General features: G+C 67.1%; 19 protein-coding genes and 1 tRNA gene. 10 read left to right on the plus strand and 10 right to left on the minus strand.

Annotated elements, in window-relative coordinates; genetic code table 11:
• Nucleotides 1–188: 188 nt before the first annotated feature.
• On the minus strand, nt 189–806 hold the full coding sequence (locus tag C3E87_RS09540; RefSeq protein ID WP_076062084.1) for a DUF2461 domain-containing protein: 618 nt from the start codon (nt 804–806) through the stop codon (nt 189–191).
• A 166-nt stretch (nt 807–972) separates the two neighbouring features.
• Here C3E87_RS09540 and gyrB point away from each other — a divergent pair, with 166 nt between their 5' ends.
• The 5 genes from gyrB to C3E87_RS09565 all read left to right on the plus strand — a co-directional run bounded on the left by gyrB (nt 973) and on the right by C3E87_RS09565 (nt 8,910).
• Nucleotides 973–3,108 carry a DNA topoisomerase (ATP-hydrolyzing) subunit B gene (gene gyrB / locus C3E87_RS09545; RefSeq protein WP_369819268.1) on the plus strand — a complete coding sequence of 712 codons (2,136 nt, stop codon included), beginning with the start codon at nt 973–975 and terminating at the stop codon, nt 3,106–3,108.
• A gap of 64 nt (nt 3,109–3,172) precedes the next feature.
• A complete protein-coding gene (gene gyrA / locus C3E87_RS09550) occupies nt 3,173–5,773 on the plus strand; it encodes a DNA gyrase subunit A (RefSeq protein WP_076062086.1) in 2,601 nt (866 codons plus the stop codon).
• Nucleotides 5,766–6,644, plus strand: a complete 879-nt coding sequence (locus C3E87_RS14745) for a DUF3566 domain-containing protein (RefSeq protein ID WP_083665536.1) — start codon at nt 5,766–5,768, stop codon at nt 6,642–6,644. The genes gyrA and C3E87_RS14745 overlap by 8 nt, the downstream gene beginning before the upstream one ends.
• Nucleotides 6,645–6,819: 175 nt before the next feature.
• Nucleotides 6,820–6,896, plus strand: a tRNA-Ile gene (locus C3E87_RS09560).
• Nucleotides 6,897–7,872: 976 nt separating this feature from the next.
• On the plus strand, nt 7,873–8,910 hold the full coding sequence (locus C3E87_RS09565) for a beta-propeller fold lactonase family protein (RefSeq protein WP_143570978.1): 1,038 nt from the start codon (nt 7,873–7,875) through the stop codon (nt 8,908–8,910).
• A 97-nt stretch (nt 8,911–9,007) separates the two neighbouring features.
• Here C3E87_RS09565 and C3E87_RS09570 read toward each other — a convergent pair whose 3' ends face one another.
• The 9 genes from C3E87_RS09570 to C3E87_RS09610 all read right to left on the minus strand — a co-directional run bounded on the left by C3E87_RS09570 (nt 9,008) and on the right by C3E87_RS09610 (nt 18,953).
• The gene (locus tag C3E87_RS09570) at nt 9,008–9,691 is read right to left on the minus strand and encodes a thiamine pyrophosphate-dependent enzyme (RefSeq protein ID WP_198928273.1); all 684 of its coding nucleotides are present in this window, start codon (nt 9,689–9,691) and stop codon (nt 9,008–9,010) included.
• Between the two features lie 455 nt (nt 9,692–10,146).
• Nucleotides 10,147–12,510, minus strand: coding sequence for a pyruvate:ferredoxin (flavodoxin) oxidoreductase (gene nifJ, locus C3E87_RS09575; protein WP_198928274.1), 2,364 nt, complete (start codon nt 12,508–12,510; stop codon nt 10,147–10,149).
• 70 nt (nt 12,511–12,580) lie between these two features.
• Nucleotides 12,581–14,038: a 4Fe-4S binding protein gene (locus tag C3E87_RS09580; protein ID WP_083665537.1), complete on the minus strand. Its 1,458-nt coding sequence runs from the start codon at nt 14,036–14,038 to the stop codon at nt 12,581–12,583.
• On the minus strand, nt 14,035–14,382 hold the full coding sequence (locus tag C3E87_RS09585) for a hypothetical protein (protein WP_076062088.1): 348 nt from the start codon (nt 14,380–14,382) through the stop codon (nt 14,035–14,037). Before C3E87_RS09585 ends, C3E87_RS09580 begins: the two co-directional genes overlap by 4 nt.
• A 494-nt stretch (nt 14,383–14,876) precedes the next feature.
• Complete coding sequence (gene panB / locus C3E87_RS09590) at nt 14,877–15,764, minus strand: 3-methyl-2-oxobutanoate hydroxymethyltransferase (protein ID WP_076062090.1); 888 nt, start codon at nt 15,762–15,764, stop codon at nt 14,877–14,879.
• 7 nt (nt 15,765–15,771) lie between these two features.
• Complete coding sequence (panD, locus tag C3E87_RS09595; protein ID WP_076062093.1) at nt 15,772–16,164, minus strand: aspartate 1-decarboxylase; 393 nt, start codon at nt 16,162–16,164, stop codon at nt 15,772–15,774.
• 12 nt (nt 16,165–16,176) lie between these two features.
• Nucleotides 16,177–17,031 (minus strand): pantoate--beta-alanine ligase, encoded by an 855-nt coding sequence (panC, locus tag C3E87_RS09600; RefSeq protein WP_076062095.1) that lies wholly within the window; start codon nt 17,029–17,031, stop codon nt 16,177–16,179.
• Complete coding sequence (locus tag C3E87_RS09605; RefSeq protein WP_076062097.1) at nt 17,028–17,765, minus strand: Rossmann-like and DUF2520 domain-containing protein; 738 nt, start codon at nt 17,763–17,765, stop codon at nt 17,028–17,030. The genes panC and C3E87_RS09605 overlap by 4 nt, the downstream gene beginning before the upstream one ends.
• A 144-nt stretch (nt 17,766–17,909) precedes the next feature.
• On the minus strand, nt 17,910–18,953 hold the full coding sequence (locus C3E87_RS09610; RefSeq protein ID WP_083665538.1) for a LacI family DNA-binding transcriptional regulator: 1,044 nt from the start codon (nt 18,951–18,953) through the stop codon (nt 17,910–17,912).
• 169 nt (nt 18,954–19,122) lie between these two features.
• Here C3E87_RS09610 and C3E87_RS09615 point away from each other — a divergent pair, with 169 nt between their 5' ends.
• The 5 genes from C3E87_RS09615 to C3E87_RS09635 all read left to right on the plus strand — a co-directional run bounded on the left by C3E87_RS09615 (nt 19,123) and on the right by C3E87_RS09635 (nt 24,130).
• The gene (locus tag C3E87_RS09615; protein WP_076062101.1) at nt 19,123–20,463 is read left to right on the plus strand and encodes an extracellular solute-binding protein; all 1,341 of its coding nucleotides are present in this window, start codon (nt 19,123–19,125) and stop codon (nt 20,461–20,463) included.
• On the plus strand, nt 20,460–21,386 hold the full coding sequence (locus C3E87_RS09620; protein WP_083665539.1) for a carbohydrate ABC transporter permease: 927 nt from the start codon (nt 20,460–20,462) through the stop codon (nt 21,384–21,386). The genes C3E87_RS09615 and C3E87_RS09620 overlap by 4 nt, the downstream gene beginning before the upstream one ends.
• Before the next feature lie 104 nt (nt 21,387–21,490).
• On the plus strand, nt 21,491–22,291 hold the full coding sequence (locus C3E87_RS09625) for a carbohydrate ABC transporter permease (RefSeq protein WP_233120775.1): 801 nt from the start codon (nt 21,491–21,493) through the stop codon (nt 22,289–22,291).
• Between the two features lie 28 nt (nt 22,292–22,319).
• Complete coding sequence (locus C3E87_RS09630) at nt 22,320–23,246, plus strand: sugar phosphate isomerase/epimerase (protein WP_076062107.1); 927 nt, start codon at nt 22,320–22,322, stop codon at nt 23,244–23,246.
• Complete coding sequence (locus C3E87_RS09635; RefSeq protein WP_076062109.1) at nt 23,243–24,130, plus strand: NAD(P)-dependent oxidoreductase; 888 nt, start codon at nt 23,243–23,245, stop codon at nt 24,128–24,130. Before C3E87_RS09630 ends, C3E87_RS09635 begins: the two co-directional genes overlap by 4 nt.
• Nucleotides 24,131–24,138 lie beyond the last annotated feature (8 nt).

Genomic DNA, 24,138 nt, shown 5'->3' on the forward strand with positions numbered 1-24,138 from the left:
CCGCCACCCCCTCCTCCTCCGTCGTCAACGCCGCCGGCGCCTTCGCCCGAGCCCTCCCCGACGCCGGTACCGAGCCAGACGGTGACGGAGTCTCTGAGCGAAGTTCCGTCGACGCCGGCCGCTCCCTCCCCCACCGTGGCTGAGAGCGTGACGGCCAGCGCTGAGGCGTAGCCCAAGTAAGTTCCTGCTCAGTCGTTGAGCCGGGCGGCCAACCAGTCCACCAGCGGCGCTGACCCTCGCCAGATCTCGCGGACCTCCTCGGCGAACGCCTCCACCCCCGTGGCCGTGACCTCGCGCATCGCGCTCAGCGACCGGTGCCGCAGCAGCCTGATCCGCGGATGCGCCTTCGTGAAACCTCGCGGCGCAGTGGCGAGGGTCTGCCCCGTGATCAGCCACCCGTCGCGCTCGAGGCCCTCAATCATCGCCTGGAGCTGGCCGCCCGAGCGCTCGTCGTCAATCGCGGCGCGGAAGCGGGCCAGCGCCTCCGGCTCCGCGCGGTAGAAGCCGCCCCCGGCGAAGGCCTCCTCGGCGTTGACCTCGACGTAGAAACCGCAGGCCGGCGCCATCGCCACGTACGCGCCCTGGTGGGTCTTGTAGGGCGACTTGTCCTTGGCGAACCGCACATCCTTGTGGGGGCGGTACACCTTGGCCTCCCCGAACTCCTCGGCCAGCGCGGCCACCACCCGGGACAGCGGGCCGCGCACCTCGTTGTCGTAGCGCGCCTTGTTGGCGAGCCAGAAGTCACGGGTGTTGTCGAACTCGAGTTCGCGGTAGAACTCGGCGGCAGGGAGGGGGAACGTGTCCATGTCCCAGATTCTGCCCCCTGGCCGGCCGACGGTGCCCTCCGGCGGTTCGATCACGCGCCGATCTGCGGCCCTACGGCCCCCCGAGGGATAGGGGACCACGTCTCAGCCCCCGTTGGAACGCCCAAACGCGCAATAAGTGCGAATGAACGCCCATCCTGCGTCGTTAATGCGTGGTTTTGCGCGCACTCGCGGTAGTATTGGCACGTTCAACGGCGCTGGGGCAATCCCGGCGCCACTTTGTGTGGACAGGAGCAATGTGTCGGACGACGTGACCATGGATGAGGACCTCACCCCCCAAGCGCGGATGGAGGGACTCCAAGATTCAGCAGACATCACCGTCTCCGGATCTTACGACGCCGACCAGATCTCCGTCCTCGAAGGCCTTGAGGCGGTGCGCAAGCGCCCCGGCATGTACATCGGTTCCACCGGTGAACGCGGCCTGCACCACCTCGTCTACGAGATCGTCGACAACTCCGTCGATGAGGCCCTCGCCGGGTACTGCGATTCCATCGAGGTTGAACTCCTCGATGGCGGCGGCGTCCGCGTCAAGGACAACGGCCGTGGCATCCCGGTCAAGGAACACCCCGTGGAGAAGATCCCCACGGTCACCCTCGTGCTGACAGTCCTGCACGCAGGCGGCAAGTTCGGCGACGGCGGCTACAAGGTCTCCGGCGGCCTCCACGGCGTGGGTTCCTCCGTCGTGAACGCGCTGTCGGAGCGCATGATCGTCGACGTGCGCCGCGACGGGTACCGCTGGCACCAGGAGTTCGAGTACGGCACGCCCGTCACGGAGCTGGAGCGGATGGAGGCCACGGACGAGACCGGCACCACCATCGCGTTCTACCCCGGCCACGACATCTTCGAGACCACGTCCTACAACTACGAGACGTTGTCCACCCGGTTCCGCGAGATGGCTTTCCTGACGAAGGGGCTGCGCCTCTCCCTGCTCGACCTGCGCGCCGAGCGCCAGGTGGCAACGGGCGATGACGGCGAAGTCGACACCCCCTACGACGAGTTCCTCTACAACGACGGCCTCATCGACTACGTGAAGTACCTCTCGGGCAGCAAAGAGGCCATCCACCCCACCGTCATCGACGTCGAGGCCCACGCCCCCGAGGCTGGCATGGGCGTCGAGATCGCGATGCAGTGGAACACCTCCTACGCGAGCAGCGTCTACACCTTCGCCAACACCATCAACACGCATGAGGGCGGCACCCACGAAGAGGGCTTCCGCGCCGCGCTGACCGGCACGGTGAACCGCTGGGGCGAAACCTGGGGCCTCATCAAGAAGCGAGAGGACCGCGTCTCCGGCGACGACATCCGCGAGGGCCTCACCGCCATCCTGTCGATCAAGGTTTCGGAGCCGCAGTTCGAGGGCCAGACCAAGACCAAGCTGGGCAACACCGAGGCCCGCACCTTCGTCCAGCGCGTCCTCAACGACCGCCTGGGTGACTGGTTCGAGCGCAACCCCGCCGAGGGCAAGGACATCGTCCGCAAGTCGCAGGCGGCGGCCGCGGCCCGCATCGCGGCCCGCAAGGCGCGCGACATGGCCCGCTCCCGCAAGGGCCTGCTGGGTGGCTCCGGCCTGCCCGGCAAGCTCGTGGACTGCCAGTCGACGGACCCCTCCGAGTGCGAGCTGTTCATCGTGGAGGGCGACTCCGCAGGCGGTTCCGCCCGCGGTGGTCGTGACCCGCGCACGCAGGCGATCCTCCCCATCCGAGGCAAGATCCTCAACGTGGAGAAGGCCCGCATCGACCGCATCCTTGCCAACAAGGAGGTCGAGGCCATCATCAACGCCCTCGGCGCGGGCATGCAGGAGGACTTCGACCTCAACAAGCTGCGCTACCACAAGCTGATCCTGATGGCTGACGCCGACGTCGACGGTGCGCACATCCGCACGCTGCTGCTGACGCTGTTGTTCCGCTTCCTGCGCCCCATGATCGAGGCCGGGCACGTCTTCCTCGCGCAGCCGCCGCTGTTCCGCATCCGGTGGTCGAACTCGGCGCACGAACTGGCCTACAACGACACCGAGCGCGATGCGCTGCGCGACGCCGGGCTCGCCGAAGGCAAGAAGCTGCCGCAGGTCAACCCCATCCAGCGCTACAAGGGCCTGGGCGAGATGAACGCAGATGATCTGTGGGATACCACGATGGACCCGGAGAACCGGATCCTGCTGCAGGTCACGCTCGACGACGCCGCCATGGCGGATCAGATGTTCTCGATCCTCATGGGTGAAGACGTCGAGCAACGCCGCACGTTCATCCAGCGCAACGCCAAAGACGTGCGCTTCCTCGACATCTAGCCGTTCCCGGCCGGAGCCCCCACACTTTCACACTCCCCTCAAGCCCCGAAAGGTTCACTGACGCATGGCTGACGACGTCGACAAGGACGAACTCAAGGCACCCGCGCTGGGCCGCATCGATCCCATCGACCTGCAGGTCGAGATCCAGAACTCCTACCTCGACTACGCGATGAGCGTCATCGTCGGGCGTGCGCTGCCCGACGTGCGCGACGGGCTGAAGCCCGTCCACCGCCGCGTGCTCTACGCCATGTGGGACGGCGGCTACCGCCCTGACCGCGGGTGGAACAAGTGCTCCCGTGTCGTCGGTGAGGTGATGGGTCTGTACCACCCCCACGGTGACTCAGCGATCTACGACGCCCTCGTGCGTCTCGCACAGCCGTGGGCCATGCGCCTGCCGCTCGTGGCGGGTCAGGGCAACTTCGGCAGCCAGGGCAACGACAAAGCCGCAGCCATGCGGTACACCGAGACCAAGATGGCCAACCCCGCCGTCGAGATGGTGCGCGAGATCGAGCAGAATACCGTCGATTTCCGTGCGAACTACGACAACCGCGAGCTGGAGCCGACGGTGTTACCGGCCCGGTTCCCGAACCTGCTGGTCAACGGCTCCACGGGTATCGCGGTGGGCATGGCCACCAACATCCCCAGCCACAACCTGCGTGAGGTCAACGACGCGGTGCAGTGGGCGCTGGCCAACCCCGACGCGTCGCGCGAGGAACTGCTCGAAGCCGCCATCCAGCGCATCCAAGGGCCAGACTTCCCCGGCGGCGCACTGATCGTCGGGCGTTCGGGCATCGAAGAGGCATACCGCACCGGGCGCGGCTCGGTGACGATGCGCGCGGTCATCGGCATGGAGGAGGACCGCAACGGTCGCCAGCTCCTCGTCATCACGGAGCTGCCCTACATGGCCAACCCCGACACGCTGGCGCTGCGCATCGCAGACCTCGTCAACTCTGGCCGCCTGACGGGCATCGCCGACATCCGCGACGACACGTCGGCGCGCACCGGCCAGCGTCTGGTGATCGTGCTCAAGCGCGACGCACAGCCGCGTGTCGTGATGAACAACCTGTACAAGCACACGTCGCTGCAGGACACGTTCGGCTGCAACATGCTGGCCATCGTCGAGGAGGTGCCCCGCACCCTTCGCCTCGACCAGTTCATCTCGCTGTGGATCAAGCACCAGCTCGAGGTCATCCGGCGCCGCACGCAGTGGCAGTTGGATGAGGCCGAGCGCGCCGCCCACCTCGACCGCGGCCTGGTCAAGGCACTCAACATGCTCGACGAGGTCATCGCCCTCATCCGCGCCAGCGCCACCGCTGATGCGGCCAACCAGGGCCTGCAAGAGCTGCTCGACATCGACGAGGTGCAGGCGCGCTTCATCCTGGACACCCAGCTGCGCCGCCTGGCGTCGATGGAAATCCAGAAGATCGTCGACCGCTTGGCCGAGCTGGAGCGTCGGATTGCCGACCTGAAGGACATCCTTGGCGACGAGGCCCGGCAGCGTCGGATCATCGCAAGCGAGTTGCAGGAGATCGTCGACAAGTACGGCGACGAGCGCCGCACCCGGATCGTCGCGGCTGATGGGGATTTTTCCGATGAGGATTTCATCCCCAACGACGACGTCGTGGTCACCATCACGCACGGCGGCTACGCCAAGCGCACCCGCGCGGATCTGTACCGCGTGCAGAAGCGCGGCGGCAGGGGCGTGCGCGGTGCGTCGCTGCGTGCCGACGACGAGGTGGCGCATCTCTTCACCACCACCAACCACCAGTGGATCCTGTTCTTCACCAACTTCGGCCGCGTATATCGCAGCAAGGTCTGGCAGTTGCCGGAGGCTGGTCGGGACGCGAAGGGCGGCCATGTCGCCGGGCTGATGAGCTTTCTGCCCGACGAGCGGATCGCCCAGGTGTTGACCATCGACTCCTATGAGGATGCGCCCTACCTGCTGCTGGCCACGAAGAACGGCCTGGTCAAGAAGACGGACCTGAAGGCGTACGACTCGCCGCGCCAGGCCGGCGTCATCGCGATCAACTTCCGCGAGCAGGGCGACGAGTTGATCGGCGCGTCGCTGGTTTCCGAGTACGACGACGTCCTGCTGATCTCGCGCAAGGGCCAGGCCATCCGCTTCCGGGCAGACGACGAGCAGTTGCGTCCGATGGGGCGCGCCACGTCCGGTGTGACGGGCATGAAGTTCCGCTCGGGCGACGAGTTGCTGTCGATGGCTGTGCTCCGCGCCGATGAGGATCAGTCTGAACAGTACGTGTTCACGGTCACCGACGGTGGCTACGGCAAGCGCACCTCTGTCAGCGAGTACCGCGTCCAGGGCCGTGGCGGCCTCGGCATCAAGGCCATGAAGCTGAACGAGGACCGCGGCAAGCTCGTCGGTGGCCTGATCGTCGGCGAGCATGACGAGGTCATCGCGATCAAGGTCTCCGGCCAGGTCACCCGCTCGGCCGTCTCCGGCGTGCCGGCGAAGGGCCGCGACACCATGGGCGTGAAGTTCGTCGGTGTCCGCGGTGAGGACGAGGTCAGTGTGATCGCTCTGTACCCCGAAACTGAGGTCACCGAGGACCAGGTGGCTACCGAGGAGCCGGCAGACGGTACCGTAGGGGAAACCGTGGTCGAGGAGGCGACGGAAGTGAGCCCGGAGGAGACCGTCGATGAGTGATGCGCCGCGCTGGCCCGGGGCCGACGGACGCCCCGGTCTTGACTTCTCGCCCTACCGGTCGGACAAGCCGGCTGAGCCGGCGAAGTCGTCGCAGTCGGCTCCTGAGCCGGACACCCGCGCACAGCGCCCCGTCGGGCCGCCGGCGGAGCAGGGCAAGCCTGCCGACGACGGGAACCCTGCGTCGGTGGCGCCCCGGGTCGCCGAGCGCGCGGCCCGTGCCGCCCAGGAGTGGGCGTCGATGCCGGTGACGCCGGCGTTCGGTTCCGCGCCGACGGCCCGCACCGCACCGGTGCCGCCGCCCGGCGCCAAGCAGCCCCCCATGCAGGGCCGCCCCGGCGGCCCCGCACCCCTCGGTGCCCCGACGCGGGGTGGCGCCACCGTCGTGCCCCCGGGCCGTCGTAGCGCGAGTCAGGCCGAGGACGCGGATCCGCTGCCGCTGGCTGAGGTCGCCGAGCCGAAGGTTGAGAAGGGTGCGGCGCCGGTTCGCACCACGCGTCGCCCGCGCCGCACCCGCAAGGCTCGCCTGCGGCTGGCACGGATCGACCCGTGGTCCGTCATGAAGACGACGTTCCTGTTCGCGATCGCCTTCGGCATCATGCTCGTGGTGGCCACGTTCGTGATCTGGTCCGTGCTGGCAGGGGCCGGCACGCTGGAGTACGTCAACACGCTGCTCAACCAGCTGCTGGGCGACCAGGACACGGAGTTCGACGTGACCCAGATCCTGAGCGTGAACCGCATCCTCGGGTTCTCCTCGATCGTCGCGGCCATCAACGTGGTGATCATCACGGCGTTGGCCACTCTGTTCGCCTTCCTGTACAACTTGGCGGCCACCGTGATGGGCGGCCTCGAGGTCACCCTCGCCGAAGACTGATCCCTGGTCCCTGGAGGACCTTCAGCCGCAACCGGCCGTGAGCACTTGGAAAGCCTCACGGCCGGTTTTGCGTCGTTTTCTCGGCGTGTCGCGCCGTGACCCCATCCAATTGCTCGTCGCTGGCCTGAGTTTGCAGGGAGCGGAAGTCATCCGCTACAGTTGGTCGTCGGTAAGCGGGCCTATAGCTCAGGCGGTTAGAGCGCATCCCTGATAAGGATGAGGTCGCTGGTTCAAGTCCAGCTAGGCCCACCAATCAACCCCTAGGCGACTAGGGGTTTCGTAATTTTCACTGGAAGTTGTACCGGATTTGTACCGGATGCGTCGCGGGAATTGGTCCGCGCGCGAGCCTATGACAGCCGCGTAGGCGCTCGGGTTCGCAAGCCCAACCGCCGGCACCGAGTACGAGACCATCTCCCCGGCCTGTAGCGCACTACAGCTGGATCCCCCGCCTAGGCCTCGGGGCCCACCGACGATACCCACGACGCGATCGCGTCTAAGGCCTTCGGGCCATGACTGCCGAGCTGGGCCGCGCCGAAGCGAGCCAACCACAACGTGAAGACGCTGCTGCCCTGCCTGGTCCGAGCGCGTGAACTGGACGCGACGACAGCGCGAGATATGAACCTTCTCGCGCTGGAGGTGTCTCGATGGGGTTCCTAAAGTTATGAGCGACACACAGACAGCACCAGTCACGGGTGCCCACTCATCGACAGATGACCATCTCGCAGACGCGGGGGGCCAAGGGCGGCGTTCCCTCTTCGACCTTCTGTACTCGGTCCGGGTGGAGTGTCCTCTGTGCGGCAGGGCCCACGGGCTGCCCCTGTACAGGGATGACCTCGAGAGGCTCGCAAATGCGGCGGGCGACGGGGCGCTCGACAAGCGACTGAGGCTCTGTCGTTCGACAGGCCCCCTTGTGCGCTGCCCGGCGTGCCTCGTGCGCTAGGGAGGAGAGGCTCCTTCTGCATGAACGAGCCCTGGTCGGGATCCCTGGCGCCGGAGATCTTGACGGAATCTGCATTGAACGCTTACCCGGGGCAGAGGTCTCAGGCGCACTCTGGTCATGCTGTTTTGACAAATAATAAGGAGAAATCCAGTGATTCGCATTTCCCATCGGGGATGGCTTCGGCCAGCCGCCCTCACCGTTGCTGCCGCGGCGGCATTGGCGTTGAGCGCCTGCGGACAGGGCGGAGCCATCGAACCGAATCCAGCACCTGGGCAAACCATCCCCGAGATGGCCGTGGATGGCGCCACCACCGCCGCCGGGGCGTCACAGCAGGCGGTGGCTGTTGCGGGAACCGTGTGGGTCGCCAACGAGGAGGGGGACTCACTCAGCGCAGTGGACGCCGCTTCGAGCGAGGTCGTGACCACCGTGACAGGACTGGAGAGCCCACACAACGTCCAGGTGAGTCCCGACGGCAGCACCGTCTGGGCCGTCAGCGGGCACAACAACGCGTTGGTGGCGCTGGACGCCGCGACCTACGAAGTACGCGGCACCGCACCCACGGGCGCGAGCCCCGCGCACGTGATCCTCGCACCGGACGGCCAGACGGTCTACGTCACCAACGCCGGCGATGCCACCTTGAGCGTCTACGACGCCGGCTCCTTGGAGCTGCGGGCCACCGTCGAACTCAGTGAGGGTCCGCACGGGCTCCGCCCCAGCCCGGACGGCTCGACCGTGGTGGTCGCCAACACCACCGCTGGGGCCATTGACGTCGTCGACACCGCAACCAACAAGGTCAGAGCCACCATCCCCGTGGGTGACTCGCCGCCGCAGGTGGCGGTGAGTCCGGACGGCCGGTTCGCATACGTGACCCTCATCGGGTCCAGCTCGGTGGTGAAGGTCGACCTCGGGGAGCAGAAGGTCGTTGGATCGGTCCCGGTCCCTGCACCACCCGTCCAGCTGTACCTCACCGCAGACGGGACGCGGCTGCTGTCTGCGGACCAGGGCACCGATGACGCTCCCGGTAGCACCGTGACGGTGATCGATCCCGTGTCGATGACTGTCGAGACCACCGTGCCGGCAGGGTCGGGCCCCCATGGCGTGGTCATCGAGCCCACCGGGCAGCGAGCCTGGGTCACCAACCTCTACGACGACACGGTCTCAGTGATCGACCTCGCCGAGAACGCCACCGTGGCGTCCGTGGCGGTCGGCGACAAGCCCAACGGGATCAGCTACAGCCCGCTGCCGCCGGCGGCTGGTCCGGCTACCGTCGAGATCAGCGTGCCGGAGTATCCGAGTGGCGGTGGGACTGGCCACGACCAGCACTGACAGGCCGGTCATCGCATCGTCGGCGAGGGCATGAAGGAATTGCACTCCCCACGGGGTGCGGTTTCTTGGGTTGCGGCGGCATGGCCGGTCGGTGGAGTCACCTGTTGGGTGCTTCGAGCCCTTGGTAATAGGCCCAGCGTTCGTCGATGTCTCGCTGCATTTGGCTGAGGAGGTGCTCACTGCGCCCAGGATCACTTCGTTGGAGCCGTGCGAATCTGGTCTGGCTCAGGGCGAACTCACGCACGGGTCGCGTGGGTGGTTTGGAGTCGAGGGCAAAGTCGGCGGGCCGGTCGTCGGTGGCTGGTCGGGCCCGATAGAGGGGCCAGTGGCCGCTGCTGACTGCAGCTTTCTGGTGCTGCAGAGACTGGCTCATCTCGATGCCGTGTTCGACGCAGCTGGCGTAGGCGATGACGAGGGACACTCCTGGCCATCGTTGTGCCTCCTGCAAGGCTCGCACAGTCTGGATTTCGTTGGCACCCAGCGCCACTTGTGCAACGTAAACGTCCCGGTGGGTCATAGCAAAGCGGCCGAGGTCCTTCTTCTGGGTGCCCTTGCCGCCTGAGGCAAACTTGGCGACGGCGCCACGCGGGGTTGCTTTGGAGGCCTGCCCGCCGGTGTTCGAGTAGACCTCAGTGTCGAGCACGAGGATGTTGACGTTGCGTCCGGAGGCCAAGGCGTGGTCCAGTCCTCCAAATCCGATGTCGTGGGCCCAGCCGTCGCCTCCGATGATCCACACGGTGCGATCGACGAGCTCGTCGGCAAGTCTGTGTAGACGAGCCAAGTCGGAACCTTCGGCGGGGGCGAGGTCGTTGATCCGGGTCTTGAGGCGCGAGATGTTGCGCCGTAGCCGCGACAGGTCCTCAGCGTCGGAGTCGGCGTCGAGGATGCTGGTTGCGAGATCGGTTCCCAGGGCGTCGCTGTTCTGCGCCAGCAGCTTCCGGGCCTGCTGGTGCTGATGGTCGGCGGCCAGGCGGATCCCGAGCCCGAATTCGGCGTTGTCTTCGAACAGGGAATTCGCCCACGCGGGGCCGCGTCCGCAGGCATAGGTCGACCAGGGGGTGGTGGGCAGGTTTCCTCCGAAGATGGAGGAGCAGCCGGTGGCATTGGCGAGGATCAGCCGGTCGCCGGTCAGTTGGCTGAGAAGCTTGAGGTAGGGCGTCTCGCCGCATCCTGAGCAGGCACCGGAGAACGTGAACAGGGGTTCCAGCAGCTGGGAGCCTTTGACGGTGTCGGTCTTCAGTGCGGAGCGGGGTGGCTGGGGAAGTTGAGGCGGTCACCGAGGGGTTCCATCAGCAGTGCCTTGTGGGATGGGTTGATCTTGTCGGCTACCGGGCACGCTTCGACGCAGAGGCCGCAGGCGGTGCAGTCCAGGGGTGAGATCGCGAGGGTGAGGCGATGGCCGAGCAGTTCGCGTGAGGTGAATCTGGTGGACGGGAAGTGTTGGGGGAGTGGCTGTTCTCCGGCTGGGTCGAAGATGGCCATCCGGATGGCGGCGTGGGGGCACACGATGGTGCACTTCCCGCAGCCGGTGCACAGGTCGGCGTCCCACACCGGTGCCTCGCTGGCGAGGCCGCGCTTCTCCCACCTGGCGGTGTTGGTGGGGAACATCCCGTCAACCGGCAGGGCGCTGACGGGCAGCAGGTCGCCGTCGCCGTCAAGCATGGGACCCGTGACCTCGCGAACGAACCTCGGCGCGTGCCCCGGCAGCGGCGCCATCCGCCGCACCGCGCCCTCGACCTGGACGGGGATGGTCACCTGCTGCAGGCCGCCGAGGGCGGCCAGGATGGCGGCCACGTTGTGGGCGACGACATTGCTGCCCTTGGATCCGTAGGCCTGAAGTGCGGACGTGCACAGGATCTCCTCGACGTCTGCGTCGGGCAGCAGGTCGACCAGCCTGAAGAAGCATGTCTGCATGACGGTGTTGATGCGGCCGGCGAGGTGGTTCTCGCGGGCGATCCGGTAAGCGTCGACCACGTAGACGCTCAGGTCGCGATCGATGATGTCCTGCTGGACCTCCCGGGGCAGGTGGGACCAGACCTTGTCAGCCGGATGAGGCGAGTTCAGGAGGACGGTTGCGCCTCGTCGGGCGGTGTCGAGGACCCGTCGTCGGGTCAGCAACGGGAACTGGTGGACGGCAATGAAGTCGGCCCGGTCGATCAGATAGGTCGATCGGATCGGTTCCGGGCCGAAGCGCAGGTGCGAGACGGTGATCGAGCCCGCCTTCTTCGAGTCGTAGACGAAATACCCCTGCGTGTGCAGATCGGTGTGTTTCCCGACCATCTTCACCGCCGCCTTGTTCGCCCCGACCGTCCCGTCAGAGCCCAAGCCGTAGAACACGGCCTGCAACGGCGCCTTGGGAACCGTGAACGACGGGTCGGGCTGGACAGACAGACCGGTCACGTCGTCGACGATCCCGACGGTGACATGCCGCCGTGGCATGGCGCGTAGAAGTTCGTCGAAGAGGCCCTTGACCATGGTGGGGTCGAACTCCTTGCCCCCGAGGCCGTAGCGGCCGCCCGTGACCGAGACGTCGCCGCGACCCCCTTCGGCGAGCGCGGCGAGGACGTCGGTGTACAACGGGTCGCCGACCGCTCCAGGCTCTTTCGTGCGGTCCAGCACCATCACCTGTCGCGCCGTCGCGGGGAGCGCCTCCAGTAGCTGGGCGGCGGGGAAGGGCCGATACAGCCGGATGGTGCACACGCCGACCTTCTCCCCTCGGGCGACAAGCTCCTCCGCTGTTTCGGTGGCGGCGCCGACCCCCGAGCCCATGAGCACCAGGATCCGCTCCGCATCCGGTGCACCGGTGTAGTCCACGAGCCGGTATCGGCGACCCGTTCTGCCCGCCAGATCGTCGAAGAGCGCCTGAACGGTCTCCGGGACGGCGTCGTGAAAGCGGTTCGCGGCCTCGCGGGCCTGGAAGAACACGTCCGGGTTCTGCGCGGTGCCGCGGAGGGTGGGGGCGTCCGGGCTGAGCCCGCTGGCGCGGTGGGCAGACACGGCGCCCTCGTCGACGAGGCCGCGCACATCCTCCCTTGCCAGGAGGTTGATGCGGTCGATCTGGTGGGAGGTTCGGAAGCCGTCGAAGAAGTGGAGGAACGGGACACGGCTGATGAGGGTGGCGGCGTGGCTCACGGCGGCGAAGTCGTGTGCCTCCTGCGCCGATGACGCGCAGAGCATGGCCCAGCCGGTGCCGCGGGCTGCCATGACGTCGCTGTGGTCACCGAAGATCGACAGGGCGTGGGTGGCGAGGCTGCGGGCCGCGACGTGGATCACGGCGGGTGTCAGTTCACCGGCGATCTTGTACATGTTGGGCAGCATCAGCAGCAGGCCCTGACTAGCGGTGAAGCTGGTGGCCAGCGTCCCCTTGAGGATTGCCCCGTGCAGGGCGCCGGCGGCACCCGCCTCGGATTGCATCTGCACCACCTCCGGCACGGCGCCCCACAGATTGGTCCGTCCTGCGGCGGACCAGGTGTCGGCCAGCTCCCCCATCGTGGAGGCGGGCGTGATCGGGTAGATCGCGATCACGTCGGAGAGCAGGTGGGCGATCTGCGCGGCGGCTTCGTTTCCGTCGACGCACGCGGTCTGCGGGGCAGTCGTCATGATGTCCTCCTGGGGAGTGGCCTGTGGTTGAGATGGTCTCAGGTGTCGGTGCGGGTCCAGACGGCGCCCCTCACATGCGATGAGCCATCGGGAGGAGGAACAAGACGACGTTGACCACGCCAAGGAACGTCACCAGGGCAGCCATCGGCACGAACGTGCTGGTCCGGCGCTTCGCCGTCTGGTAACGACGACGGGTGATGCGCCACGCGGTGTACAGGGAACCGGCGATGCCCAACGCGAGCAGGGCGAACTGCAGGATCTGGATGGTGAGGTTGCTGGCCAACGCCGGCGACTCGGCGCCGTAGGTGATTCCGAACAGCGCCGCGACCGTGGTGATCACCGATCCGCCCTCGGCCAGGAGGTGGAACAGGTTGTGGGAGATGTGGCCGGCGACGTCGAGCGGGATCAGGGCGTAGCCGAACCGGGCGAAGTTCTGCATGGTGGTCTCGAGGTTGCGGCCCGCCGCCAGCCGTGACGCACCAATGAGCAGCCCGACCGGGAGGCTGACCGCGATGGCGAATGCGACGGTGAAGATCAGCGCGTAGTTGCTGATGCCGGTGGTGGCCTCCAGCCATCCCAGCGCCGTGTTCCACACCTCCAGCATGGTGACGTTCTGGACGATGACGATTCCCATGATGGCCATCGCGAGGAAGGACTCCTCCACCGAGGGCTTGTTGATGAACCACAGCTCGCTGGTGGGCTTGCGGAGCCGCACCTGGATCGCGTCATTGGGGCACGCCTTGATGCAGTTGGCGCACAGGTTGCAGTTGGCGTTGGTGTCCATCGTGCGGGGGAACGTGAACAGGGGGCAGCCAGCGACCTTGTCGTTGCCGTTGTAGCAGGCTGCGCGCGCCTTGCAGGTGCGGCAGATGGCTGAGTCGGCGCGAAGTTCGACCATGCCGGTGCGGGCGTAGTTGCCGGACAGGCCGCCCAGGAAGCATAGGTAGCGGCAGAACGTGCGTCGTTGGAACAGGGCGCCGGAGACGATCACGGCACTGGTGAGGAGCAGCAGCAGGACACCGGAGCCCCACGGTGATTCCACGATGCCCCACACATGATCTGCCCAGGTGATGAGCAGGAAGGAGGCGTCGATGATCCAGATGCCGTACTTCTTCAGGAAAGCGGGGACCGGCTGGTTCACGCCCACCAGCTTCTGGACCTGGTCCGAGAGCCATCCGAACGGGCACACCGCGCACCAGAACCTGCCGAGCAGGACGAACACGATCGGGATCAGCGGCCACCACAGCACCCACATCAACGCGGTGCCGGCGTTGTCGTGGGCAGAGTCGGGGCCCACCAGCAACTGGTACGCGACCAGGCCGAACACCATTGCTACAGGGACTTGGATGATGCCGGGGTACAGCCGGCTCCGCAGCATCCGCGCCACCCACGGGATGCTCATCAGGTTCCGACCCGCCGGCGGGGGAGTGAGGTCCGGCTTCTCGTCGAGATCGACGAAGACCGGACCCGGCCTGTCCCCGGGCTTCTCGCCGAGGCCTTCCAGATTCGGCACTGTGGGAGTGCTCATGCGGACTCCTTCGCGAACGTCTCGGTGTCGGTGGCAAGTGCCGAGAGTCGCGCGACCCGGCGGCGCTCGCGGTCGGGGGCCTTCCTGCGACGCAGTAGCGCGGCGTACACCAGCACGGCGCCGTTGAACACCATGAACCCACCCAGGACCGCAGCCCGAGGCCGCTCAGGAGCAGGCGCCTCACCGTGCTCGTCGGCGGCCCCGACGTGCTCCTCAGCTGCGGCCTCACCGTTGCCGCCCGCCCGCTCTGACGTCGCAGCGTCGTGGTCCTCGCGATGATCAGAGTGCTCGACATGCTCAGAGTCCAAGCCGGGGATGGATTCCGGTTGCGGTGTGGCAGTCACGGTCGCCGAGGGTATGGTGCCTTCGGCTACCGTCTCATGCCCATGCCCAACCGTGTGCTCGCCTGCCTCGCTGGAAGATTGGCTGCTGGTAGCCGGGGTTGCAGTGGGAGGTTCAGGCGCTTCGTTTGCCACCGCGAACGGTGCGAGACTGAACATCGCCCACACGATCACGGCGATGGCGGGTGCTGTGCTTAGGGTGCGTCTCATTAAGGAGTTCCTCCGGGTGGATGACCGCCCCATCTTGGCGAACCACCAGTACCCCAAATCGCCAAATTCCGGTTCTGAAGGGCATCTTGAGAAGACCTTGACCAACTCTGTACCTCTACTGCCTACAGAACCCGGGACTTGACCCCCGCGAAGTGTGGGATGGCGGGGCAATCCACCGGCAAGGGAAGAGCCCGTTGGACACAGCGCTGGAAGCTGACCAGTGACGCACGATCTGCGAGCCCTTCAGGACGAGCTATAGGCCACCGAGGAACTCCACAGTCTGGGGACTACCCTGCCGTCCCGCTGCGCAACCGGAAGGCGGCCAGTTCGTTCCCGTCGATCCCGTAGCAATGCTCAGGGGCCGGGTAGGAGCCGTCGCGCACCTCGTCGGCGAACGCGCGCAGACCGCCGACGGCCCGACTGTGCAGGTCCGCGTACCTCTTCACGAAGCGGGCCGAACCGCCGGTTCCCAGCCCCAGCAGGTCGTGGAACACCAGCACCTGGCCGTCGGTGGCCGGCCCGGCGCCGATGCCGATGACGACGATGTCGAGCATCTCCCTGATGTCGGCCGCCACCTCGGCGGGGATCGCCTCGAACACCACGGCGAAGCAGCCGACGTCCTGCAGCTTCCGGGCCTCATCGGCGACCCTCAAGGCACTGGCAGCGGTCCGCCCCTGTGCCTTGAACCCACCCAGAGCAGTGGCGGTCTGCGGGGTCAGCCCCACGTGGCCCATCACCGGGATCCCCGCGGCGACGATGGCGGCAGCGCGCGATGCGGGCATGGCGCCGCCCCCCTCGAGCTTCACCGCGTCGCTGCCCGCTTCCTTCATGAAGCGCAGGGCCGTGGCCACCGCCTGTTCGTCGCTGACCTCGTAGGAGCCGAACGGCAGGTCGGCCACCAGCAGAGGAGTGGTCAACCCGCGCCGCACCGCTGCGGTCAGCACAAGCATCTCGTCCACAGTCACCGCGGCAGTGTTCTCGTGACCGAGCACCGTCATGGCGCCGGAGTCGCCCACCAGCACGACGTCGACCCCGGCCTCCTCGGCCGCCAGGGCCCCCGGGTAGTCGTAGGCCGTGACCATGACGATGCGCTCACCATCGCGTTTCATGGCCGCCAACGACGGTGGGGTCACGCGGCGGCGGGCGGCGTCGTTCTGCGGCGGGCGGCTCGACATCCGTGCCTCACTGTTCTTCGGTCAGGAGGGTCGCGACCTCGGCGTCCACCGCGATCATCGCGTTGGTGCCGCGCTCCACATGCACGACGACGGGCTCGTGCTGCGCGATCTCCTCTCGGCTGTACTGGCCGTACGAGATGACGATGATCGTGTCGCCCCGGTGCACCAGCCTGGCGGCGGCGCCGTTGACCTTCATCTGGCCCGTGCCGCGTTCACCGGCGATCGTGTAGGTCTCGAAGCGGGCGCCGTTGTCCACGTTGACCACGCTGACCTGCTCGAACTCGAGGATGTCGGCGGCCTCCAGGAGGTCCGGGTCGATCGTGATGGAACCCACGTAGTGGAGATCGGCGTCCGTGACCGTGGCGCGGTGGATCTTGGACTTCAGCATGGTGCGCTGCATCAGGAGGGCTCCTCAGCGGTGGATCGGGGGGGCGATGGGCAGGTTGTCGATGAGCCGCACCCCGCCCACCTTGGCGGCGACGACGGCGAGGCTGGGGCGCTGCAGATCAGAGGCGGGGGAGAAAGTCTCGGGGTCGACCAGCGCGAGGTATTCGGGCTCCACGCCGCGCTTCCGCATCGCGGCGACCCCGGCGGCTTCGGCTGAACGGGTGTCCCCACCGTCGGCGACCTCGGCGGCGACAGCGTCCAGACCGGCCTTGAGGGCGAGGGCCCGCGGACGGTCCTCGACGGCGAGGCGGACGTTCCGGCTGGACATCGCCAGGCCGTCGGCTTCGCGCACGGTGGGCGCGGTCTTGATCCGCACCGGCAGGCCCAGGTCGGCCACCATGCGCCGCACGACGGCGACCTGCTGGGCATCCTTCTGCCCGAACCACGCCACATCCGGCGCCACGGCCAGCAGCAGCTTCGTCACGACGGTGGCCACGCCGTCGAAGTGCGAGGCCCCCCGGTGCGCGCCCTCGAGGGGCTCGCTGACGCCACGCACGTGGACGGTGGTGGCGAACCCGGCGGGGTACATCTCCGCGGCATCGGGGGCGAAGAGGATGTCGGCCCCCGCGCCGGCCGCGAGTTCCGCGTCGCGCCCCTCGTCGCGGGGGTAGGCGATGAGGTCGGCCGAGTCGTTGAACTGCGTCGGGTTCACGAACAGCGAGACCACCACCGTGTCGCAGGCCGCACGCGCCGCCGACACCAGCGAGAGGTGACCGGCGTGCAGGGCGCCCATCGTGGGGACGAAACCGACGCGCTGCCCGTCGCCGCGGGCCTCTTGCAGGGCGTCGCGGAGGTCCGCGACCGTACGGATGATCCTCATGCGGGGTCCTTCCGGTGGGCGAGTCGGTGGGTGGCGCTGACGAGGGCGTCGAACAGCTCAAGGTCCTCGGGTGCCCGCTCGGCGACGGCGGTGCGCTGCCTGGCGACCGTAACGGCGTCGCCGCGCGCGACGGGGCCGGTGAGCGCCGCCGGCGCGCCGTCGGTGGCCCAGTTCGCGACCGTGGCCCGCACCATCGGCAACAGGCGCTCCCGCGGCAGGCCGGCCGACGCGGCGAGGCGCTCGGCGAAGTCCTCCAGCGTGAGGAGGAAGTTGGAGGCGATGGAAGCCGCAGCGTGGTAGGCCGCCCGGTCGTCGTCGCGGACGCGGACGGGCACCATGCCCAGCGCGGTCGCGAGGCGTTCCGCGACCTCCAGAGCGCGGGCCGTGCCACCGTCGACGGCGGCCGTGGCGCCCGCGAAGTCTGCGCCCGCCCCGGGCACCGTCATCAGCGGGTGGAGGCCGAACGCTTCGTGCGGGTGCAGTAGGGCGAGTGTGGTTGCGCCCGAGCAGTGACCCACGCGGCGCCCTGATCGCGGCGTGATGGCGGAGGCGGCCGCAGCGATCTCGCGATCCGGCACGCACAGCAGCACGATGGGGGCCTGCGGATCCGCCCCGCGCCCCAGCGGCTCCCCGACCGTGCAACCTGCCGAGGCCAGCGCCTCCGACAGCGCCGAACCGAGCCGTCCCCTGCCGACGATGGCGACGGCGTCGCGCGGCAGGACGGCGTCCTTCATCGGCTGGTTCTCCTTCGATTCCCGGGCAGTGGTGACGACTGTAAGCCACTCGGCGCCCGGTGGAAAGCACCAGCTACTGATCCCTGCCCATTCTGAGATGCCGGTGGGACTGAGGGGTCGAGGTCGTCGGAGCCGGCCTGACCACTAGGACCGTGGGCCCGGGGGTGCCGTCGATTCACGGACCACCAGTGTGGTGGTCAACTCTATATGGCGTGCTTCAGGCTGTTTCCCGCAGTGAATGAGGTAAGCGGTCTCCACCGCCCGGCGTCCCATGTCAGCGAGAGGTTGACGTACCGCGGTCAACGCTGGTGTCGCCCACGACGCCAAGAGCGTGTCGTCGTAGCTGATCACGCTCAGGTCGCCGGGGATGTGGACGCCGGCGGTGTGCGCTGCCCGGAGGACGCCGACGGCCTGGGTGTCGCTGCCGGTCATGATGGCGGTGGGACGCACGACGGCGCTCAGCCACTCGCCGGCGACGGTGTTGGCCTCGGCAGCGTCGAAACGGACCCGTCGGATCCACTCATCCCGGACGGGGGAGCCGGCGTTGCGGCAGACGGAAAGGAACCCGTCGATTCGGGCCGAGGCGCTCAGTGAGCGGGCCGGTCCGGACATGACGGCGATGTCCCGGTGGCCCAGCTTCAGTAGATGTTCGGCTGCCGAGCGCCCTCCCAACCAGTTGGTCGCGCCCACCGAGATCATGTCCGGGTGGGCCGAATCCAGGGGGTCGATGACCACCATCGGCAGCCTCGCCTCCACCACGCTCGAGTAGGCGTTGCCGCGAACCCCAGCGGTGAGCACGACGGCACCGATCCGGTTGGCCGACAGGAGACGTTGCGTCAGCGCCGCGGCCGTTGGAGTGCCGTCGGGATCAGTGCTTCTGTGTGTGCGTTCGACGACCAGGTCCACCCCCAGTTCCTCCGCGGCCTCCGTGGCACCCCGAAGGACCTCCATTGCGTAGGTGCTCGTGATCACATCAGCCAGGAAGGCTATCGACGGGCGGCCGGACTCGGGTGCCTTCCTGCTGGTTTCGTACCGTAGCTCCGCAATGGCGCGCTCCACCCTCTCCCGTGTCGCAGTCGCAACGTCGGGCCTGCCATTGGCCACCTTGGAAGCGGTGGCAAGCGAGACCCGCGCGAGGGCCGCCACTTCCGCCAGGGTGGCCTTGGCGTCGGTGTGTGGGTGGGTCATGGGCATGCTCCTCGAAAGTTTCGACCAGTCTAGCCCCATGTCCCGAGCGTCTACGGCGCTCTCGGGATGGGATGAGATTTTCAGTCGCCGAAGTGTTGCACTCCGCGGATCCACGTTGTAAGCTGGCGAAAGTTTCGGATACCAGAAGAAACTTTAGAAGGAGAACTCAATGTTGAGGTCCAAGAAAATCCTCGCCGTCGTCGGCTCCCTGGCGTTGCTGGGGGCAGGTTGTTCCGGCGGAGCGCAGCCCGGTGGCACCGAAGACACCGCTGACGCGAGCGCGCCGGCAGGCAAGGGCGGGGTTGCCGCCAGTGCCTGGGCGGTCCAGAGCTCGCAGTCCGATTCGTTCATCGCAGCGGTGGACCGCTGGAATGCGGATCATCCGGAAGCGCAGATCGATCTTCAGGTGATGCCTGACAACGGCTACAAGGACAAGGTCCGCGTCGCGTTGGGCGCAGGCGAAGCCCCCACCCTCATCTACGGCTGGGGCGGCGGCGGCCTGCGTGACTACGTCGATCAGGGTCTGGTGGAGTCCCTGACAGAACTCACAGCCGACGAGTACCCGGAGATCATCGACCGCTACCTCCCTGCCGCCATGGGCGCGGCCAGTGTCGATGGTGACGTCTACGGTGTCCCCGTCAGCAACATGCAGCCTGTCGTCTTCCTCTACAACAAGGAAGTGATGGGCAAGCTCGGTGTCGAGCCCCCCGAGACGTGGAGCGAGCTCATGGAGTTCGTCGACGTCGCCAATGAGGCAGACATCGCCCCCTTCGCGCTGGCCGGCCAGAGCAAGTGGCCCCAACTTCCCTGGTTGGCCTACCTGATCGACCGTCAGGGTGGTCCGGAGGTGTTCCAGGCCATTGAGGCCAATGAGCCCGACGCGTGGAAGGACCCCGCGATCCTCGAGGCCGCCACCAAGATCCAGGACCTCGTCCAGGCAGAGGGCTTCGTCTCGGATTACGCAGCCATCTCCTACGAGAGCGGCGCGGCTGATGCGTTGGTCTACACCGGCAAGGCAGCCGCCATCCTGATGCTGAGCAACGCCTACTCCAACATCGGCAAGGCCGCGCCGGAGTTCGTCGAGTCCGGGAACCTCGGCTTCTTCACCTTCCCAGAGGTCGAAGGTGGCGCGGGTGATCCGGCCAACGTCACCGGTAACCCCGCCAACCTCTGGTCCGTCACCTCCGCGGCGTCGGAAGAGGAGAAGAAGGTGGCGCTCCAGTTCCTCGATGAGCAGGTCATGAACGACGAGTATGTCGACGAGATCATCGGTCGCTCCGGCGTCCCCGGCGTGAAGATCGTCGAGGAGAAGCTGGCCGACTCCGATGACGAGTTCTCCAAGTTCGTCTTCGACATCGTCGCAGAAGCTACCTACTTCCAACTCTCACTGGATCAGGCGCTCTCGCCGGAGCAGGGTCAGGCCCTCAACACCGCGCTCGACCAGCTCTTCCTGCTCCAGACCACGCCGGAAGAGTTCGTCGAAACGATGAACGCCACCATCCGGTCATGACGATGTCCGCCACTGTTTCGGAGCCGGGAGCCAGGGGGAGGGCCCGACGCGTCACGCGTTCGGGGCCGAGCCTCTGGCTCCTGGCCCCGGCCGCCGGCCTCTTCGTCCTGTTCGCCATCGTGCCACTGTTCGGAGCCGTCTGGCTTTCGCTGACCAAGTGGAACGGGCTGGGCACGCCCGCTTGGGCGGGCTTCTCCAACTGGGAGGCCATCTTCAAGGATCCGGTGACGTGGGGAACCGTCGGGCTCAGCTTCAAGGTCATGATCGGTTCCTGGCTCGTGCAGACCCCGCTCAGCCTGCTGCTCGGCGTCTGGGTGGCCAGGGAAGGCCGCAGCCGGGCCTTCGTGGCCGTGATCTACTTCCTGCCGCTGCTCCTGTCGTCGGCTGCCGTGGGTCTGACGTTCAAGAATCTCCTCGACCCCAACTTCGGGCTCACGGCGATGGATGGGCTCGGCCCCCTGTCCCACAATTGGCTGGGAGACCCGAACACGGTGCTGTGGGTGGTGATCTGGATCATCGGCTGGCACTTCATTCCGCTCCACACGCTCCTGTACCAGGCGGGGGTGCGGCAGATCCCGAAGGTGCTCTACGAAGCGGCGGCCACTGACGGGGCCAGCGGCCTGCGCCAGTTCTTCTCCATCACGCTGCCCCAGCTGAAGTACACCATCGTGACGTCATCAACCCTCATGTTGGTGGGCTCACTCACGTACTTCGACCTCATCTTCGTGCTCACCGCAGGCGGCCCTGGCTACGCGACGCGCATCCTGCCGCTCCACATGTACCTCACAGGCTTCCAGGCCGCAGACATGGGCAAGGCAAGCGCCATCGCGGCCCTCCTGGCCTTCATCGGTCTGGTGCTGTCCCTCACCCTCACCAAGGTTTCAGGTTTCACCAAGATGCAGAGCCAGCAGGCAGGAATGTGACCATGACTGCAACAACGCTTGAACAACCCGGTGCGACGACGAAGACCAGCCGACGCGGGTCCAGTCCCACAAGGAGGGGAACCCGGCGCTTCCTGCCTGGCCGCGTGCCTGGGTGGGTGGGCGCGGTGCTGTGGTTGGGCGTCGTCATCGTCCCCATCTACTGGGTCCTCATGACGAGCTTCCGCAGCCAGCAGAACTTCTTCGTCGACAAGCCTCTGGACCTTCCTTCGGATCCGTCGCTGGCCAACTACGGCCTGGTCTTCGAGATGGGGTTCGCCCGCTACTTCCTCAACTCGGCAGTGGTGACCGTCGGAGCCGTGGCCATCACGATCTTCGTCTCGCTGCTCGCCTCGTACACGATCGTGCGCAACAACACCCCGTTGTCGCGGCGCTCCCTCAACCTGTTCCTGCTGGGGCTGGCGATCCCCGTGCAGTCAGCCATCATCCCGATCTTCTACATGATCACCCGCATGCAGTTGTACGACACCCTGCTGGCGATCATCCTCCCGTCGGCCGCTTTCGCCATCCCCATCACCATCATCATCTTCACCAACTTCCTCCGCGACATCCCCTCGGAACTCTTCGAATCCATGCGGCTCGACGGAGCAAGCGAGATCAAGATGCTCTGGCGTCTGGTGCTGCCACTCAGCGTGCCGGCCATCAGCACGACCGCCATCTACAACGGGGTCAACGTGTGGAACAACTTCCTGTTCCCCCTCGTGCTCACCCAATCCCCGGAAACGCGGGTGCTGCCGCTCGCCCTGTGGACCTTCCAGGGGGAGCTGACCATCAACGTGCCCGCAATGATGGCAGCCATCGTCCTGTCCGCGCTGCCGCCCCTGACGCTCTATGTCGTCGGTCGACGACACCTCATCGCCGGCATGACCGCGGGCTTCGGCAAGTAACTCCACCACACCTCACCTAAGGAAACCCATGAGCACCCCCCAGCTTCCAACCTCGGCATCCTGGCCCATCGCCGCTGCCATGTTGCCGTTCCCCGATTCGCAGGAGGCGGACCCGGCCACGTGGCGCGCCCAACTTGATCAGGTGGCACGCGAAGGGTTCACGGAAGTCGACCTCACCGACAACTGGCTGCGCATCGGAGACCTCGAGGAGGACCGTCTCCAGCAACTGGCGGACGTCTTGGCCAGCGTGGGGCTGAACCCCATCGCCGTGTCCGCGATCCGCCGCAGCGTGATCGACCCGGAAGCCGGCGACGCCAACCTCGCATACTCGCACCGCGTGCTGGAGGCCGCCAAGGTGATCGGGTCCAAGGTGGTGTCCTTCGGCCTGCACCGCCCCCTGACCCCAGAGCAGCGCGAGGCGTTCTGGTTCTGGACGGCTCCGGGACCCGTGGACTCCACCGACGAGGAAACCTGGCAGCAGGCAGTCACCAGACTCCGGGAGCTGGGCTCGCACGCCGCGGAGCTCGGCCTGGAGATGTCGCTGGAGATGTACGAGGACACCCTTCTCGGCACCTCAGAGTCCGCCGTGCGGCTCGTGCAGGACATCGACCTGCCCAACGTGGGGCTCAACCCGGACCTGGGCAACCTCTACCGGCTGCACCGCCCGATCGAGGATTTCCTCACCGCCGTCGAGCGTTGCATGCCGCACGCCAACTACTGGCACGTGAAGAACTACTTCCGAAGCGAGGACGCGGCCGGCAACGTCGTCAGCCTCCCTGCCCCCATGGCCTACGGCAGCGCCAACTACCGGCGCGCGATCCAACTCGCCGTCGAAGCGGGCTTTGACGGCCCCTTCTGCGTCGAGCACTACGGAGGCGACGGGTTGTCTGTGTCCGCGGAGAACCGCGACTACATCCGCCGTATGCTGGCCGTCTCCCTGAAGGAGCCGATGTGAGCGACGTGATTGCTGTTCTGGGGCTGGGCGCGATGGGGCTGCCCATCGCGGCGCGACTGGCGGAGCGGTGGGAAGTGCGCGGGTTCGACGTCTCCGCCGAGCGACGCGAGCTGGCCGCCGCGGACGGAGTGCTGCCCGTCACCACCGTGCGCGCGGCCGTCGAAGGTGCCACGCAGGTGGTCGTCGCCGTGCGTGACGGAGCACAACTCGAAGCCGCCCTGTTCGGCGACGACGGTGCAGGCGACTCCCTCGCCCCCGGCGCAGCCGTCATCATCACCTCGACGGTGGGCTCGGCCGTCGTCAACGGCGTGGCCGCACGGCTCGAGGAGAGGGGCGTCGGCACCATCGATGCCCCGGTCTCGGGCGGCGCCGTGCGCGCACGGGCGGGTGACCTGCTCATCACTGTGGGTGGTCAGCCCGATGTGCTGAAGCGGTCTGACGAGGTGCTGGGCGCCATGGCGTCGACCCTCGTGGTGATGGGTGGAGTGGGCGACGGACAGAACATGAAGGCCGTCAATCAGCTGCTCTGCGGAATCCATACCGCCGCCGCCGCCGAGGCGCTGGCCATGGCCGACGCGATGGGGCTTGATCTCGACCGCTGTATAGAGATCCTCAACAAGGGTGCTGCGGCGTCGTTCATGCTGGCTGACCGCGGTCCCCGGATGGCGCAGCAGTTGAGGGGCGAGAAGCCTGAGCTGCGCTCCCGAGTCGACGTCATCGCCAAGGACATGGGGATCGTCGGCGACCTCACCCGCGGCCACCAACTCCCCACCGCGGTCGCGCAGGCGGCCGAGAACCTGTACCGCATGGCGAAGAAGGCCGGCCTCGACGGCGAGGACGATTCGGTCATCGCCGCCTTCCTGACCCACGGACCCACCCACTGACAAGGAGC

It is taken from the genome of Tessaracoccus sp. ZS01 (assembly GCF_022342445.1).
Lineage (GTDB): Bacteria > Actinomycetota > Actinomycetes > Propionibacteriales > Propionibacteriaceae > Arachnia.

Bases quoted from the DNA above. Each gene is read 5' to 3' on its own strand.
- C3E87_RS09540 (WP_076062084.1), bottom strand. From the start codon at position 806: ATGGACACGTTCCCCCTCCCTGCCGCCGAGTTCTACCGCGAACTCGAG.
- gyrB (WP_369819268.1), top strand. From the start codon at position 973: ATGCGTGGTTTTGCGCGCACTCGCGGTAGTATTGGCACGTTCAACGGC.
- gyrA (WP_076062086.1), top strand. From the start codon at position 3,173: ATGGCTGACGACGTCGACAAGGACGAACTCAAGGCACCCGCGCTGGGC.
- C3E87_RS14745 (WP_083665536.1), top strand. From the start codon at position 5,766: ATGAGTGATGCGCCGCGCTGGCCCGGGGCCGACGGACGCCCCGGTCTT.
- C3E87_RS09565 (WP_143570978.1), top strand. From the start codon at position 7,873: ATGGCCGTGGATGGCGCCACCACCGCCGCCGGGGCGTCACAGCAGGCG.
- nifJ (WP_198928274.1), bottom strand. From the start codon at position 12,510: ATGACGACTGCCCCGCAGACCGCGTGCGTCGACGGAAACGAAGCCGCC.
- C3E87_RS09580 (WP_083665537.1), bottom strand. From the start codon at position 14,038: ATGAGCACTCCCACAGTGCCGAATCTGGAAGGCCTCGGCGAGAAGCCC.
- panB (WP_076062090.1), bottom strand. From the start codon at position 15,764: ATGTCGAGCCGCCCGCCGCAGAACGACGCCGCCCGCCGCCGCGTGACC.
- panD (WP_076062093.1), bottom strand. From the start codon at position 16,164: ATGCAGCGCACCATGCTGAAGTCCAAGATCCACCGCGCCACGGTCACG.
- panC (WP_076062095.1), bottom strand. From the start codon at position 17,031: ATGAGGATCATCCGTACGGTCGCGGACCTCCGCGACGCCCTGCAAGAG.
- C3E87_RS09605 (WP_076062097.1), bottom strand. From the start codon at position 17,765: ATGAAGGACGCCGTCCTGCCGCGCGACGCCGTCGCCATCGTCGGCAGG.
- C3E87_RS09610 (WP_083665538.1), bottom strand. From the start codon at position 18,953: ATGACCCACCCACACACCGACGCCAAGGCCACCCTGGCGGAAGTGGCG.
- C3E87_RS09615 (WP_076062101.1), top strand. From the start codon at position 19,123: ATGTTGAGGTCCAAGAAAATCCTCGCCGTCGTCGGCTCCCTGGCGTTG.
- C3E87_RS09620 (WP_083665539.1), top strand. From the start codon at position 20,460: ATGACGATGTCCGCCACTGTTTCGGAGCCGGGAGCCAGGGGGAGGGCC.
- C3E87_RS09630 (WP_076062107.1), top strand. From the start codon at position 22,320: ATGAGCACCCCCCAGCTTCCAACCTCGGCATCCTGGCCCATCGCCGCT.